Source organism: Hwanghaeella grinnelliae (genome assembly GCF_004005845.1).
Classification (GTDB): Bacteria; Pseudomonadota; Alphaproteobacteria; order UBA8366; family Aestuariispiraceae; genus Hwanghaeella; species Hwanghaeella grinnelliae.
The window spans coordinates 1-15,274 of the sequence record NZ_SADE01000001.1 but is presented as its reverse complement, the minus strand read 5'-3'; the positions used below and the strand labels follow the sequence as shown (position 1 = coordinate 15,274).

The following is a 15,274-nucleotide window of genomic DNA, read 5'->3' as shown; positions in this document are numbered from 1 at the left end:
CCCCGATTAACCCTATTTTATGCAAGGTTTTGAGATCAGGCTAGTCCGTCCTGTTTTCCGTCACACAAAGAACAAAAAAAGCCCGGCGAACCGGGCTTTTTGGTTATGTCTTTCAGGCGATTTTTTTGTCATCGAAACTCAAGGAATGCAACTTCGGTTGGGCGATTGCCGTGCGCAGATCATCCGCCCAATCGCCGATCGTATGGTTGCTCACCACCGACCGCATTTCCTTCATTCGCTGGCGCCGTTCTTCCTCAGGCATGTCGAGCGCTTGGTCGATGGCATGATCCATGGACCGGGTGGAGAACGGATTGCAGAGCACGGCATGCGGCAATTCGACGGATACACCGGCAAATTCCGACAGCACGAGCGCGCCGCCACCATCCGTCCGCGATGCAACGAATTCCTTGGCCACCAGATTCAGGCCATCGGCCAGCGGCGTGATCCAACAGACATCCGCCTGCCGGTAGAAGGCTGCCAGTTCGTGAAACGGGATCGGCGTCGACATCAGATGCACGGGCTGCCAATCGAACTGGGCGTGCCGAGCATTGATCCGCCCCGCCAGCCCCTCAAGTTCCTGCTGCACCTGTTCGTAGACCGCCATTCCGTTGCTCGCGGCAACCGAAACAAGCAACAGCCTGACCTTGCCATGCAGTTCCGGACGGCGTTCCAGCAGGCGTTCATAGGCATTCAACAACTCGACGCCGCCCTTGGTATAGTCCGTCCGCGAGACAGAGAGCAGCAGGCGTTTGCCGCCCAATTCCTCCTCGATCCGGTTTTCCAATTCCGACGTCTCGGCCTGTTCCGCCCGGTCCTCGACAAACCCCACATCGATGCCGACAGGCGTCGCGACGACCCGGACACGGCGCCCCTCGTAGGTCAGCGCGACCGGTGTTTTCAATTCAGAAAGCGCGCCACGCAGTTCATCGTCCACATTGTCGACATGCGCGCGTTCCACCGCGTCGATCTCAACAAGGCTTTCGCAAACAGCCGCGAAATTCTGTGCGTAGCGCGCGATATGGAAACCGACGACATCGCATTTAAGCAGGGAACTGACGATTTCCCGCCGCCAGGGCAGAACGTTGAAAATATCCGGCCCCGGAAACGGCGTATGGTGATAAAACCCGATTTTCGCGTTCGGCTTCATCTGGCGGAGATATTCGGGCACGAGCCACAGATTGTAGTCATGCACCCATATGGTCGCATCATCGCTAGCTTCCTGCGCCGCCGCCTGGGCAAAGGCATAATTCACTTCACGAAATGTCGGCCAATCGACAGGGTCGTAGTTATAGCGTTCCCGGAAGGCATGCAGCACCGGCCAAAGAGCTTCCTTGGACGTAACATGGTAGAAACTGCGAACCTGCTCCGGCGACAGCGCTAGGCGCGCCACGCGATAGTCGCCATAGGCATCTGAAATTTCCACGACCCGCTCGAAATCGGGCTGGCTGGGATCGGACGCCTCTTTCCAGGCGATCCAGGAACCCTGGTCCACATGACCGAAGAAGCTTTTCAATGTCGGAACGATGCCGTTGGGGCTTTTGTTTTCCCGCCGCACCAGCACACCGTCTTCGACAACTTCCTCATAGGGTTGACGATGATAGACGATAACAAGATCGGATTTCTTTTCACTCATGCCGGCACCTCCATTTCAGTTTCGATTGCACGTGCCACTGTGTCGGCAAACCCAAATGAGTCGATCGCCTCCAGCACGCCCCCCGCACCGTGGTACTGCGCCACATGCACATTTTCCCGACCCGCAATCTTTTCCAACAAACCACGCTCGCTGTTGCCCACGGCAACGCCCTTCAGCCCGGTTTCGAAAAGCGACAAGTCGTTCAATGTATCGCCGGCGACAAGCACGGCGTCGCGTGCCCGGCCGCGCGCCTCAAGCAGGCGCAGCAGAGAGGGGCCCTTGCTGACGCCCTTCGGCAAGATATCGAGGAAACGATTGTCCGAGATCAGACAGTCGAAGCCAGCCGCCTCGATCACCTTCTGGGTCGCGGGATCGAAATGTTCGGGATCGTAGTGGTAACTCATTCTGTGTCGGAAAACGACGTCCTGCGGCTCAACCCCCGGGGCCGCGTCCAGGTGGTCCTGAATGTCCGCGACTCCGTCACCCCACAAGGCGGCAATCGGCGCTTCCAGCGCATCATCCGGAGTAAGCCGGTTGGTGTTCCAGTCATGGACCGCGATTGTCGTTCCGACATCGCCCACGACGAAATCCGGCCAGGGCATGATACCTTCCGCACAGGCCCCTTCGATGAAGGGCAGGTCCCTGCCGGTTACGAAAATGAGCTCCACGACGGATCGGTGCATTTCGATCCAATTGTAGAGGGATTGGCGCTCCATTTCGGACCCGCCGAGGAAAGTCCCATCGAGATCCGTTGCTAGTGTGAAAACCGGGTCCATGTTTTGTCGCCGTATCAACATCCAATCAGCCCTTCTATTTTCTCGCGCGCTTCGGACGCGTTCGGGTGACCGATCGTCACGTCGATCTCGTGCGATTCCGCCTCCAACGGGCGGGACCAAAGCATGCCGAGCGTGGTGACGATGTCCGCGTTGTCGTGAACGATCGCGCGCACGGCCTCGCAGATCGGCAAGGTAAGCCCAAGCTTGCGGGCAAGGTCGGTGACGGAAACGGAATTGCGCACGCCCTCGACAATGACCGGCGCGCCATCGAAGGTTTGTTCGCGTTTGGCACCGGCGCCGAGCTGCAGCCCAAATCGCAGGTTCCGCGACTGTTCGCTCGAACACGTCAACGTCAAATCACCAAGCCCGGAAAGCCCGCTTATGGTATCGGCGCTACCCCCGAGTTTCGTCGCCAGTTGAGTCATTTCAGCAAGACCACGGGTGATGAGCGCCGCCGTCATATTGGCACGAAACCCGGCGCCCCGGGAAATGCCGCAGGCGATAGCGATCACGTTCTTCATCGCGCCGCCAGTTTCGACACCAATGAGATCGTCGGAAACATAAGCCCGGAACGAACCCGCGCTTAAGGATAGTGCCAGCCGGGCGGCCAATCCGTCTTCGAGCGTTTCGCCCGGCGCAAGCTCCGCCGCAATTGTGACGGTGGTCGGCATGTCGGCGACGACTTCGTCGGCAAATGTCGGTCCGGACAACGCAGCGACCGGCTGGCCGGGCATTTCCTCCCGCACCACATCGCTGAGAAGAAGCCCCGAGTTCGGCTCAATCCCCTTGGCACAGATCACGACGGGCATTGACCTGCTTGAGTGCGGCCGCATGGCACACGACATCTCGCGAATCCCGGCCGAGGGAACGACGAGAAGCGCGGCATCCGCCCCCAACAAGGCGGCCTTCAAATCCGTGAAAGCCTCGATACCTTCGGGAAGCGGTTCATCGCCCAGATAGGCGCTGTTGCGGCGGTTTTTGTTGATATCGTTCACCGTTTCCGCACGTCGGCCGAAAATCCGAACCCGACGCCCGGCCCGCGCCGCGACGGAGGCCAGGGCCGTGCCATAAGCACCAGCGCCAATAATGGCGATCGTCTCGAATTTGCGAGGTGGCGTCGTCCATTGGTCAATAGCGTTCACAGGCTTACCCTTCTTTGGTTGCAGCTTCGGTTTCCGTCTCATCGATTGCGAAAGGTTCCATCGGCACATCGTCATCGGTGCCTTCGTATTCAGCTTCGGTCGGGGCCAGGATGGCACCGGACAGCCCCGCCGAGGTCGGCGCGAAAGCCTGAGCGCTGCGTGAGTCCCCAGCTTCACGACGCGTCATGCGCCACAATGCATATCCGGTGCTGGAAAGCGCACAGGCCGATATCAACCAGAACAAAGCATAGGGGCCGAAGATCGTCATGAAGACAGACCCGATGATCGGGCCGATCGCCGCGCAACCACCGAAGACCAGCAGCAATGCACTGGCGAGTTCGACAAAATTACCGTCCGCGACAAAGTCGTTCGCATGCGCGATGCACAACCCGTATTGGGTCAACAACAAGCCGCCAAACAGAAAGGCCAAGGCAAGCATCAATGTCGTGCCGGAAAACAGTTCCAATGCGATCACCACCGCCAGAAGGCCCAGGACGACATTCGCAAAGCTGATAACGATCCGACGATCGACGAGATCCGAGAGACGCCCAAGCGGCAACTGCAGGGCAGCCCCGCCAATGATCGTCACGGTCATGGCAATCGCAATATCGTCCGACGATGCGCCTGTCTGAACGCCATAGAGCGGCGCCAGCCCCCAAAACGCACCGTTTGCGATGCCCGCCATAGCAGTTCCAACCAGGGCAAACGGAGAAATCCGCGACAACAGCGCGAAACTGAATTTGGCCGTCCGGGTTGCTGCGGGCGCTTCCGTCCGGGTAAGGCCGACCGGTAAAATCGCAAGGGAGACGAGAACCGAGGCGTAGATGAAAAGCTCGTAGCTTTCCGGATCATCCGCCTGCAACAACAACTGTCCAAAGGCGACAGCGCCCAAATTGACGAAGAAATAGGCCGACAGCAGAACGCCGCGGAAATCCCTCTCCGCACGGCCGTTTAGCCAACTTTCCACCACTAGGTAGAGACCGGCGATGCAGAACCCCGTAACGAAGCGGAAGACGCTCCAGGAAACCGGATCGATCAAGACCAGATGCAAGAGTGCAGCGCAGGAAGCGAGCGACGCCAAACCGGCAAAAGTCCGGATATGGCCGACCCTGGAAACATAAACCGGCGACAGAAGCGATCCCGCCAGGAAGCCGAAAAAGTAGAAGCCCATCAGGCTGCCGACTTCGATACTGGAAAAGCTCTCAAGGCCGGCGCGCACGCCAAGTAGAGTGTTCTGAAGCCCGATGCCCAACATCAGCAAAGCAACGCTCAACAGCAGCATCGTGAAGGGAGTTATACGTACCAATGTTGCTAGCATGAGGTGGGCTCACCTCCATTTCGTCTGCGAAATACTAAGATAACGTCACCTGAACGTTGTTTATTCCACAGCCCAGTATAATCGATGCGCTTTATTTCGCAACTGCAGCATTTTTGTTCGCATGTGCGATATATCGCTATCGCGCAGGTTTGCAGGGGTCGCACAACTGTTCCTCAAGATCCAAAAAATTTCTGCCGCCTGTCCGACCGGGAAATCGCGCTGATGTTCAGGCGCGATGAGTTTTTCCGGTACTTTTCGAACAACGAAGCATTCAGCACCGGCCTCCCAACGCGCGAAACACACGAATACCTTTGGAAAAGCCTGCCATATATGAAATGTTTGAGTGCTTTTTGCGTTGCAAACAAATGCGGATTCTCAATCGTGTCGATTAAAGCCAGCATCTACCACAAGACCCACTATCGGTATGACCGCCCGGTCTCGCTGGGCCCGCAAATAATCCGGTTGAGACCTGCGCCTCACTCCAAGACCAGGGTTATCTCGCATTCCCTGAAAGTGTCGCCGGAAAACCACTTCGTGAACCATCAGCAGGACCCGTACGGTAACTGGCTGACGCGTTTCGTATTTCCGGAACCTGTCATGGAACTGATGATCGAAGTCGACCTGACCGCAGACATGACGGTCTATAATCCCTTCGATTTCTTCGTCGAGGAGTCAGCGGAAACTTGGCCCTTCGAATACAGTGAAGATTATCTGTCCGACCTGCAGATCTACCGCACGCCGGAACCGGTCGGCCCCAGGCTGCAGACCTTTATGGACAGCATCGATCGGTCCGAGCAGCGCTGCGTCGATTTCTTCGTTAATCTGAACGCGCGCATTTCGAATGAAATTGATTACGTCATCCGCATGGAGCCGGGCGTACAAACGCCGGAAGAAACCTTGGAAATCGGCAAGGCGTCATGCCGCGATTCCAGCTGGCTTCTGGTTCAGGTGCTTCGAAACCTGGGCTTCGCGGCGCGTTTCGTTTCCGGTTACCTGATCCAATTGAAGCCGGACCTACAGGCCCTGGATGGTCCCAGCGGCACGGACCACGACTTCACGGATCTGCACGCCTGGGCGGAGGTTTTCATGCCAGGTGCCGGCTGGATCGGTCTAGACCCGACCTCCGGCCTGCTGACCGGGGAAAGTCACATCCCGCTGGCGGCCACACCGCATTTCCGCAATGCCGCGCCAATCTCAGGCACGGCAAGTTCGGCGGTTGTCGATTTTGACTTTGATATGCAGATCAAGAGGGTCGCCGAGCACCCGCGCATCACTAAGCCGTTTTCCGATGACGCTTGGCAGGCCCTGAACGCGCTGGGTGAACAGGTCGACGAGACCCTGACGGCGAACGACGTGCGCCTGACAATGGGCGGTGAACCCACCTTCGTGTCGATTGACGATTTCGAAGCCAAGGAGTGGAACACCGAGGCGGTCGGACCGACGAAGCGCGCCTTGGCGGACACCCTGATCCGGCGGTTGCGCGACCGTTTCGCCCCCGGCGGCTTCCTGCATTACGGGCAGGGCAAATGGTATCCGGGTGAAAGCCTGCCGCGTTGGACCTTCTCCCTCTATTGGCGGCGCGACAGCAAGCCGATCTGGCAAAACGCGGATCTTGTCGCGGAGGAAGACGCGGATACCGGCGCGACGCCCGAAGCGGCACAGCAACTGCTGAACGGAATCGCCAAGCGCCTGGACCTCGACAGCGATTTGGTCGTAGCGGCCTATGAGGATCCGGCCGAATGGATCATCAAGGAAGGCAACCTGCCTGAAAACGTGACGCCGCAGAATTCTGAGCTGAAGGACCCTGAGGCCCGCCATCGTATCGCCAAGGTCTTCGACCACGGTTTGACCGACCCGTCCGGCTATGTCCTGCCGATTCAGCGTTGGCAGGCGAAAAGCAAGGGCCCGCGCTGGCGGTCTGAAAAGTGGAAACTGCGCCGCGGGCATTTGTACTTGGTGCCGGGTGACAGCCCGGTCGGTTTCCGCCTGCCGCTGGAAGCCTTGCCGCACCTGTCCGAAGCGCAATACCCGTATATCCATCCCGCGGATCCGACCGAACCGAGGGGCGAGCTTCCCGAGTTTGACGAAATCGATCAGGCCCGTGCCAGCTTCACCGCCGCGGAGCCGGGACAAGAACGTGTCGACCAGCAATTGGACAAAGACAGCGACGCCGTTCGCACCGCCTTGTCGGTGGAACCCCGAGACGGCCGGCTCTGCGTCTTCATGCCGCCCGTGGAACGGCTGGAGGATTACCTGGAGCTTATCTCGGTCGCGGAAAGTTCGGCCAAGGAACTTGGTCTGCCGGTCCATATCGAAGGCTACACACCGCCGAACGACCCGCGGATGAACGTCATCCGCGTCGCCCCGGACCCAGGTGTCATCGAGGTGAATATTCACCCTGCCTCGACTTGGCAGGAATGCGTCAACATAACGGAAACGGTCTACGAGGAAGCGCGACAGACGCGCCTGGGCGCCGACAAGTTCATGATCGATGGCCGCCATACCGGCACCGGTGGCGGAAACCATGTGGTGGTCGGCGGTGCGACGACACTGGACAGCCCATTCCTGCGCCGACCGGACTTGCTGCGCAGCATGATCCTGCATTGGCAGCGACATCCCAGCCTGTCCTATCTTTTTTCCGGCCTGTTCATCGGCCCGACCAGTCAGGCGCCACGCATTGACGAGGCACGCCACGACAGTCTGTATGAGTTGGAAATGGCTCTGGACCAGATCCCACCGCCCGGCCAAGGCGATGCGCCGCCCCCTTGGTTGGTGGACCGTCTGCTCCGAAATTCCCTGATCGACGTGACCGGTAATACGCACCGGTCTGAGATCTGCATCGACAAACTGTACTCACCCGACGGACCGACCGGCCGCCTCGGCCTTGTCGAATTCCGTGGCTTCGAAATGCCGCCGGACCCGCGCATGAGCCTGGCCCAGCAGGTCTTGATCCGTGCCTTGGTCGCACGCCTCTGGCAGGAACCTTTGACGGGGAAGCTCACCCGTTGGGGCACCATTCTGCACGACCGTTTCATGCTTCCGCATTTTGTTTGGACCGATTTCCTGGAAGTCCTGCGCGACCTTGCCGATCACGGTTTTCCCGTCAGGTCGGAATGGTATGAAGCACAAGCTGAATTTCGTTTCCCCTTCTGCGGCGCGGTCGAGTATGAAGGCGTCGAAATGGAACTTCGGCAGGCCCTGGAGCCGTGGCACGTACTCGGTGAAACCGGCGCAATCGGCGGCACGGTGCGCTATACCGACAGTTCCGTCGAGCGACTTCAGGTAAAGATGACCACGACCGATGTGGATCGTTACATCATCACCTGTAACAAACGCCGCGTGCCGCTGCAGAAAACGGAAACGGCCGGTGTTGCGGTCGGCGCCGTCCGGTTCAAGGCCTGGCAGCCCGCAAAGGCGCTGCACCCTGTCCTTCCTGTCGATGCGCCGCTTACCTTCGACATCTTCGACACCTGGACCGGCCGGGCGATCGGCGGCTGCACCTATCATGTGGCCCATCCCGGCGGCAGGAACTACGAGACATTCCCGGTCAACACGAATGAGGCGGATGCGCGTCGGCTGGCGCGGTTTGAACCGCACGGCCACACCCCCGGGTTTTACGAACCGGTCCCGGAAAAGCCGCATCCTGAATTTCCGTCGACACTCGACCTCAGACGACGACCGGGTCTTTAGACGATGCCCCCGAACGCACCGCCCATGATCGACCCGCTTGACCAACTTCTCGCCAACTATCAACCGCCGGACGGGGTCGCGGACGAACTGTATTTTCCCGATGGCCGCGTCCGCCCGGTCTGGCGGAATTTCCTCAACCATGTCTCCGGTCAATCGACGGACGAAATTCTGAACCGTTTCGGGCGGGGCGACCAATACCTGCGCGACGCGGGTGTTTTCTATCGGCAATACGGAGCGGACGAATCCATCGAGCGTACCTGGCCGTTGAGCCACATACCGGTCCTAATCGATGGGGACGAATGGCAATGGATATCCGAAGGACTGGTCCAACGAGCGGACCTGCTTGAGGAGGTCTGCGCCGACCTTTATGGCGCGAACAGACTGGTCGCCGACGGGCACCTGCCCGCTTCCCTCATAGCCTCCAGTCGCGAATGGCTGCGCCCGATGGTGGGCGTGACGCCAAGATCCGGCAATTTCCTACACTTCCTTGCCTTCGAGATCGGCCGCGGTCCGGACGGCACCTGGTGGGTTCTGGGTGACCGGACCCAGGCCCCGTCGGGCGCGGGATTCGCACTGGAAAACAGAGTGGCGACATCGCTGGCCTTCGCTGACTATTTCAGGGAAGCGAATATCGAACGCTTCGCCGGCTTCTTCCGTCAGTTCCGCCGGACGTTGAGGGAATTGAGCGACGATGCATTCGACCAGGCGACCATAATGACGCCGGGTCCGATGAACGACACTTATTTCGAGCACACCTATATCGCACGATATTTGGGGATGAACCTTTTGGAAGGGGAAGACCTGGTTGTCGAGGGCGGACAGGTGATGATGCGTACGGTGGAGGGACCGAAACCGATCAGCGTAATATGGCGACGCCTTGATGCCGCGTTCGCGGATCCGCTTGAGCTTGAGGAAAAGTCCCGATTGGGGACACCCGGCCTGGTAAACGCGATCCGCAATGGCAATGTCTCCATGATCAATGCGCTTGGCGCCGGTGTCCTGGAAATGCGGGCCTTTCTGGCATTCATGCCGCGGATCTGCGAACACCTGCGCGGCGAGAGCCTAAAGATCCCCAACGTCGCCACATGGTGGTGCGGTCAGCCGACTGAACACGCGCATGTCCTGCAAAACTATGACCGGATGATGGTCAGCTGGGCGCGGTCGATCAGCCTACCTTTTGAAGTAGACGGCGAAACCGCGATTGCCGGCCGATTCACCAATGGTTCGGACATGCCGGTCGAGGACTGGATCAATGCGCGTGGCCCTGATCTTGTCGGGCAGGAAGCGGTCAAGTTATCGACCTCCCCGGCCTTCGTCGATGGCCAGATCGTCGCCCGGCCAATGAGCCTTCGCGTGTTCATGCTGCGGACCGGCAATGGCTGGCAGGTGATGCCGGGCGGTTACGCCCGGATCGGCCGTACCGACGACCCGACGGCGCTGACCATGCAACACGGCGGGTCCGTTTCCGACGTTTGGGTGATGCGGGATCATCCGGTTTCAAAGGAAGGCGTGCTTGACGGAAAACAAAAGCCTTATCTGCGCGCCCAACCCGGTTTGCTGCCGAGCCGTGCTGCCGACAACCTTTTTTGGCTTGGCCGATACGTCGAAAGGGCTGAATTCGTCATCCGGATGCTACGCGCCTATCATGTCAGGCTGGCGGAAACATCCGATACGAATTCCGCGTTGCTCCAATCCCTCAGCGGCTTCCTTCAATCCTACGGTGTGGATCCCACTTTAAATGGGCCCATTTCAAGTGGAACGGCCGGGCTAGGGGAAATTCTCAACAATGCGATGAGTGCCGCCGGAAAGATCCGGGACCGTTTTTCGACCGACGGCTGGGCCGCGTTGCACGATGTTGCCAATACGGCCTATGACGGATTTCCGCCGGGGATGGAAACGGCCAACCAGATGGGCGTTCTGTTGCGCAAGCTGAGCGGGTTTTCAGGGCTGGTGCACGAGAACATGTACCGTTTCGCCGGTTGGCGTTTCCTGACGATCGGCCGGTCGTTGGAACGGGCCTATGGCATCCTGGCAATGGTGGCGATACTGGCGGACGAGAATGCGCCGGAAGGCGCGCTCGACCTGGCCATTGAAATCGGGGACAGCGTCATGACGCATCGCCGCCGCTACGCCATCACCTCAACACATGAATCCGTTGTCGACCTTTTGGCACTCGACGAAATGAATCCGCGCTCCGCATTCTATCACCTCACAGAGGTCAAACGGCAGGTGGACTACCTACCCGGGGCGAATACGAACGGGCAAATGTCCGAATTGTCCAAATCGATCCTGAAGGCCCACACAGCATTAGCCGTCGAAACCGCCGACCGCCTCTCATCGGCCCAAGCCAGTCAGCATGCGGGTCAAATTTCCGATTTGTCCGAGCTTATCTCACAGCATTACTTCCGGTAACGCATCATGCTCTATGACATCAAACTTACGATATCCTACGACTACGAAAGGCTCGCGGATGCCGGACGGCACCTTCTTCGGCTGCAACCGCTCAATCTCGACGGCGAGCAGCGCGTCGTGTCCAGCGTCCTGACCGTCGAACCGGTCCCGACAGAGCGGTCTGACCGTTTCGATTTTTTCGGGAACCCTGTGGTGGAGGTTTCCTTCGCGGGCAGCCATTTCGATATGAGCTGTTCGGTTCGCGCCAGGGTCGACCGGATACAAACCCCACCAAGTTTCGATATCTCAACTCCGATTTCCCGGATCGCGGAAGAAGCAAACAGCGTGTCGAGCCTCGCGCCCAACGCACCCGCGCATTTCCTGGGGGAGTCGCCGCGCATTGCGCTCGACCCCACAATGACGGCCTATGCCCGAAACAACATTTTACCAGGAATGACCACCATGGAGGCGGTTTGCTCGATCGGAACGGCGCTCTTCAACGACATGGAATTCGATCCGATCGCGACCACGGCAGATACCCCTGCCGCGGAGGCTTTTGAGCGCAGGCGCGGTGTGTGCCAGGACTTCACCCATATAATGATTGCCTGCCTACGCGGGATTTCCGTACCGGCGGGCTATGTCAGCGGTTTCCTGAGGACCCTGCCGCCGGAAAACGGCCCGCGCCTGGAAGGATCGGACGCGATGCATGCCTGGGTTCGAGCATGGTGCGGCAAGGAATTCGGCTGGCTTGAATTCGACCCGACAAACGCGATTGTCGTCGGGTCCGACCACATCGTCGTCGCCCGTGGGCGCGACTACTCGGACGTCAACCCGGTCAACGGCGCGATGCGTACATCGGGCGACCAAACCAGCAGTCAAGCCGTCGACGTCATCCCGCTGCCCTAGCCCATCGGAGTTCCGGCGTCATTTTTCCCAATGGGGCACCCAATCGCCCTGCATCTGAAGAGATATGCCTGCGGCATCTTCCTCCAGTTTTACCACATGCAGTTCGCCCTTGTCGCCGCCATAGGTGCGGTGGGCCAGCCCGAACCTGTCATGCACCAACCGGGTCACGGGCGATTCCGTTCCAGCCGTATCGCAGGCGCCGACGATCAGCCCCAGATCCTTCATGCAAAGGTCCAGCGTAAAAGATGGATCGTAATGGCCTTGGAAAACAGATGGCGCATCGTGATGCATGCACCAACTCTCGGAAGCGCCAATTTTCAAGGCACCCCAGGCCCGCGACAAGTCGACCCCCGATTTCACCGCCATCACAAGCGCCTCACCCATGGCCGTGGCGTGAATGGCCCAGAGCTGATTACTGGCCAGCTTGGTGATCGCCCCGGTCCCGTTGCCGCCCATATAATGGACCGGTCCCATAAGCTCCATCATTGGCCTAAGCCGCTCGACCGTCGCCTCATCACCGCCGGCGAACTGCGTCATGTTCCCGTTTCGCGCACCGTCGACGGCACCGGTGACAGGCGCGTCGATCGCCACAGCCTCTTTTGCCGCAACATCTTGAGCAAGCGCGCGGGCCAACTCCGGCTCATTCGTGGTCATATCGATCCACACCTGGCCGGATCCAATGGCCGATAGCACGCCTTTGTCTCCGCGCATCACGGCTTCGATCTGTTTAGGGCCGAAGACCATTGTGTAGACCACATCCACACCCTTAACCGCTTCGGCCGGGGTCGCCGCCCAGGTAGCGCCAAGTCCCAAGTGGTCCTCGGCCCGACTGCGGTCCAAATCGCAAACGGTCAGGTCGTGCCCACCCTTGATCAGGTTCAGCGAGGCCGCGCCCCCCATCGTCCCCAGTCCGATAAACGCGATCCGCATGCGGCACCCCCTTGATCCGATCCGCGCTTGCTTGACTGCAATGCGTATCGGGCGACAATATCTTTATTGCACATTCGTGCAAATAAAATTGTTGCTGTCTTTGGAACAGCTTAATGCGGTGCATGTGAAACACCTGACTCAAGGCTGATCAGTATCGGAGGCATGGATGGGACGAAAACCAATCGACGCCGATCGGCGCCAGAAAATAGTCGACGCCACGCTGACCTGTATCCACCGGTTCGGGTTTCAGGAGACAACGGTGGCGCGGATCTGCGACGAAGCCGGCCTGTCCACTGGCAACGTCCACTACTATTTCGGCGGCAAACAGAACCTTCTGGAAGAAGCGATGCGCAGCCTGCTGCGCACCATCCGCGGAAAAATGGTCGCAAGTCTGAACGCCTCCACCGACCCTGTTTCCCGGCTCGATGCTATTCTGGGAAGCAACTTTCACCCCGAAATTTTCCGGCCGGAAATCTGCATCACATGGCTTCATTTCTGGGCCCAGGCGCCGCATGATCCGACACTCGCGCGGCTGGAGAGGGTCAACCGTATGCGGTTCCGCAACAACCTTCTGCACGAAATCCGGAAATTACGGCCACCGGAACAGGCCCTGGATATTGCACGTCAAACCGTCGCCATGGTGGACGGGTTATGGATCGAAAAGGCGCAGATAGGCGCCGAACTCCCTGCCGAAAAGGCCCACGCGATGGTGATGCAATACGCCGCATCACAAACGCAGTGACCGAAGCCATGTGGATGGACCTGACCGCCGCCGCTACCGTGTCGACAAGAACAACACACCGACGGCAACCAAGCGATGGGAAACGGCAATGGCGAAAGACACACGAAAACGAAAGACGCTTCTGGCGGTATTGAACGAACAGGACATTGTTTTGGCGCCCGGCGCCTATGATGTCATGTCCGCCCGTTTGATTGAGCAAAGCGGCTGTCCGGTCGTGTACTTATCCGGCCTCGCGAATGAGGCAAGCGATTTAGGTTATCCGGATCTGGGCTTCACCACTGCCGCGGAAATCGTACGCCGCGCGGGCACCATTACACGGGTCGTCCAGAAGCCCGTCATCTGCGACGCTGATACCGGTTTCGGCGGCCCCGTCAATGTCGCCCGGACCGTGCGGGAATTCGAAGCCGCGGGTGTCAGTGCCATCCATCTCGAGGACCAAGTCTTCTCCAAACGCTGCGGTGTCTTGGCTGGCAAGGAAGTAGTCAGCCCGGAAGGATTCGCCAGCGTCATCCGGAATGCATGCGACAACCGCGCCGGCGAGACGCTGGGGATTATAGCCCGAAGCGACGCGAAAGGGACGGACGGTGTGGACGGGGTCATCGACCGATTGCGCCGGTACATAGATGCAGGCGCCGATGCGGTCATGCTGGGCGATTTCTATACCGCCAAGGAATACGAAAAAATCGCCAAAGCGGTACAAGTTCCCTTGATCGCGTGTGCCGTCGACAAGGACAACTACGCAATACAGCCCGACTATTCGCGCGATGACTGGAAATCCATGGGCGTGAAGATGGTCGTATACTGGCATCTGCCGCTCTTCGCGGCGATGCGGGCCGTAAAGGAAGCGGTCCGGCACTTGGCCGAACACGGTTCCCTCACCGTCCCCCCGCTGCCCATCGATGGCTACAAAGACTACGCTAAAGCCGTCGACCTGGACGCTTGGATGTCATTGGCCGATGGGACCCAAGACGTTTGATGGCTTAAATGCCCATGGCCCCGATCGGTGGCGGGAAACCACCAAACACACACTTTTATTTGCTACCGAGGCCACACGGGCTTCATGCCTTTGACCGGGGCCTCACTTTAGAAAAGCGACGATCTCATCTAGAAGGGCGAGACGCTGTTTCTTGAGATCTTCAAGATGAGCGTCGTCCATCGGTTCGACGTTTTCCTCGCCGCGATGAATTTCCCGATTGATGCGATGGTGATTGTCGCAAAGCTTGGCAAAATGCGCGTTCGACGCTTTTAGGGCGTGAATACGATCCGCATGCTCAGGAAACTCTTCAGCGATATCATGTGGTGTATGCGTCATCTTTGGATTCCCTTTCTGTCTGAATTTCGAAAACTCTGTGACATTTCGGGGGCGATGTCGTTGATGCGCGTCAAATGCAGTTCCCGTTCCTTCACGGTGTAGCGGGCTCATTTTCCGATCCGATCGCGTATGCCGACAAAGCAAAAGCCCCGCATTGCGCGGGGTTTTGATGTTTGGTTGCGGGGACAGGATTTGAACCTGTGACCTTCAGGTTATGGTGACGCCGGGACCGAGAGCGCACAGGCGCTCTCGCAGCCCAAAGGAACGACGAGCTACCTGAGAGGCAAGGATGCATTTGCATCCGCCGGCGATCGGTGGGTGTTGTACAAAGCAAAAGCCCCGCATTGCGCGGGGCTTTGATGTTTGGTTGCGGGGACAGGATTTGAACCTGTGACCTTCAGGTTATGAGCCTGACGAGCTACCGGGCTGCTCCA

The 15,274-nt window shown here is 58.9% G+C and carries 11 protein-coding genes; 5 read left to right on the top strand and 6 right to left on the bottom strand.

Going from position 1 to position 15,274, the window contains the following annotated elements; all coding sequences use genetic code 11:
- Window positions 1–112: 112 nt before the first annotated feature.
- Genes ggpS through EOI86_RS00045 form a run of 4 tightly spaced genes read right to left on the bottom strand, consistent with a single transcriptional unit; the run spans window position 113 to window position 4,869 of the window.
- Window positions 113–1,633 (bottom strand): glucosylglycerol-phosphate synthase, encoded by a 1,521-nt coding sequence (gene ggpS / locus EOI86_RS00060; protein ID WP_127763020.1) that lies wholly within the window; start codon window positions 1,631–1,633, stop codon window positions 113–115.
- Window positions 1,630–2,409 carry an HAD family hydrolase gene (locus tag EOI86_RS00055; protein ID WP_240035534.1) on the bottom strand — a complete coding sequence of 260 codons (780 nt, stop codon included), beginning with the start codon at window positions 2,407–2,409 and terminating at the stop codon, window positions 1,630–1,632. The genes ggpS and EOI86_RS00055 overlap by 4 nt, the downstream gene beginning before the upstream one ends.
- A gap of 14 nt (window positions 2,410–2,423) precedes the next feature.
- Complete coding sequence (locus EOI86_RS00050; RefSeq protein ID WP_240035533.1) at window positions 2,424–3,551, bottom strand: NAD(P)H-dependent glycerol-3-phosphate dehydrogenase; 1,128 nt, start codon at window positions 3,549–3,551, stop codon at window positions 2,424–2,426.
- Window positions 3,552–3,555: 4 nt separating this feature from the next.
- Window positions 3,556–4,869: an MFS transporter gene (locus tag EOI86_RS00045; RefSeq protein WP_127763014.1), complete on the bottom strand. Its 1,314-nt coding sequence runs from the start codon at window positions 4,867–4,869 to the stop codon at window positions 3,556–3,558.
- Window positions 4,870–5,250: 381 nt separating this feature from the next.
- Here EOI86_RS00045 and EOI86_RS00040 point away from each other — a divergent pair, with 381 nt between their 5' ends.
- Genes EOI86_RS00040 through EOI86_RS00030 form a run of 3 tightly spaced genes read left to right on the top strand, consistent with a single transcriptional unit; the run spans window position 5,251 to window position 11,856 of the window.
- A complete protein-coding gene (locus tag EOI86_RS00040; protein WP_161973628.1) occupies window positions 5,251–8,559 on the top strand; it encodes a transglutaminase family protein in 3,309 nt (1,102 codons plus the stop codon).
- Between the two features lie 24 nt (window positions 8,560–8,583).
- The gene (locus tag EOI86_RS00035) at window positions 8,584–10,971 is read left to right on the top strand and encodes a circularly permuted type 2 ATP-grasp protein (protein WP_127763010.1); all 2,388 of its coding nucleotides are present in this window, start codon (window positions 8,584–8,586) and stop codon (window positions 10,969–10,971) included.
- A 6-nt stretch (window positions 10,972–10,977) separates the two neighbouring features.
- The gene (locus EOI86_RS00030) at window positions 10,978–11,856 is read left to right on the top strand and encodes a transglutaminase family protein (protein ID WP_127763008.1); all 879 of its coding nucleotides are present in this window, start codon (window positions 10,978–10,980) and stop codon (window positions 11,854–11,856) included.
- A gap of 18 nt (window positions 11,857–11,874) precedes the next feature.
- Here EOI86_RS00030 and EOI86_RS00025 read toward each other — a convergent pair whose 3' ends face one another.
- A complete protein-coding gene (locus tag EOI86_RS00025) occupies window positions 11,875–12,786 on the bottom strand; it encodes an NAD(P)-dependent oxidoreductase (RefSeq protein ID WP_127763006.1) in 912 nt (303 codons plus the stop codon).
- Between the two features lie 166 nt (window positions 12,787–12,952).
- On the opposite strand from EOI86_RS00025, the gene betI reads away from it, so the two are divergent.
- Together betI and EOI86_RS00015 are read left to right on the top strand one after the other, a co-directional pair.
- Window positions 12,953–13,528 carry a transcriptional regulator BetI gene (gene betI, locus EOI86_RS00020; RefSeq protein ID WP_127763004.1) on the top strand — a complete coding sequence of 192 codons (576 nt, stop codon included), beginning with the start codon at window positions 12,953–12,955 and terminating at the stop codon, window positions 13,526–13,528.
- Window positions 13,529–13,616: 88 nt separating this feature from the next.
- The gene (locus EOI86_RS00015) at window positions 13,617–14,504 is read left to right on the top strand and encodes an isocitrate lyase/PEP mutase family protein (RefSeq protein ID WP_127763002.1); all 888 of its coding nucleotides are present in this window, start codon (window positions 13,617–13,619) and stop codon (window positions 14,502–14,504) included.
- A gap of 102 nt (window positions 14,505–14,606) precedes the next feature.
- Here EOI86_RS00015 and EOI86_RS00010 read toward each other — a convergent pair whose 3' ends face one another.
- Complete coding sequence (locus tag EOI86_RS00010) at window positions 14,607–14,840, bottom strand: HP1242/YdcH family protein (protein ID WP_127763000.1); 234 nt, start codon at window positions 14,838–14,840, stop codon at window positions 14,607–14,609.
- Between the last annotated feature and the right edge of the window lie 434 nt (window positions 14,841–15,274).

What these genes read in the sequence shown, in the direction of transcription:
- EOI86_RS00045 (WP_127763014.1), bottom strand. Translation starts at nt 4,869, where the DNA reads ATGCTAGCAACATTGGTACGTATAACTCCCTTCACGATGCTGCTGTTG.
- ggpS (WP_127763020.1), bottom strand. Translation starts at nt 1,633, where the DNA reads ATGAGTGAAAAGAAATCCGATCTTGTTATCGTCTATCATCGTCAACCC.
- EOI86_RS00055 (WP_240035534.1), bottom strand. Translation starts at nt 2,409, where the DNA reads ATGGACCCGGTTTTCACACTAGCAACGGATCTCGATGGGACTTTCCTC.
- EOI86_RS00035 (WP_127763010.1), top strand. Translation starts at nt 8,584, where the DNA reads ATGATCGACCCGCTTGACCAACTTCTCGCCAACTATCAACCGCCGGAC.
- EOI86_RS00025 (WP_127763006.1), bottom strand. Translation starts at nt 12,786, where the DNA reads ATGCGGATCGCGTTTATCGGACTGGGGACGATGGGGGGCGCGGCCTCG.
- betI (WP_127763004.1), top strand. Translation starts at nt 12,953, where the DNA reads ATGGGACGAAAACCAATCGACGCCGATCGGCGCCAGAAAATAGTCGAC.
- EOI86_RS00030 (WP_127763008.1), top strand. Translation starts at nt 10,978, where the DNA reads ATGCTCTATGACATCAAACTTACGATATCCTACGACTACGAAAGGCTC.
- EOI86_RS00015 (WP_127763002.1), top strand. Translation starts at nt 13,617, where the DNA reads ATGGCGAAAGACACACGAAAACGAAAGACGCTTCTGGCGGTATTGAAC.
- EOI86_RS00010 (WP_127763000.1), bottom strand. Translation starts at nt 14,840, where the DNA reads ATGACGCATACACCACATGATATCGCTGAAGAGTTTCCTGAGCATGCG.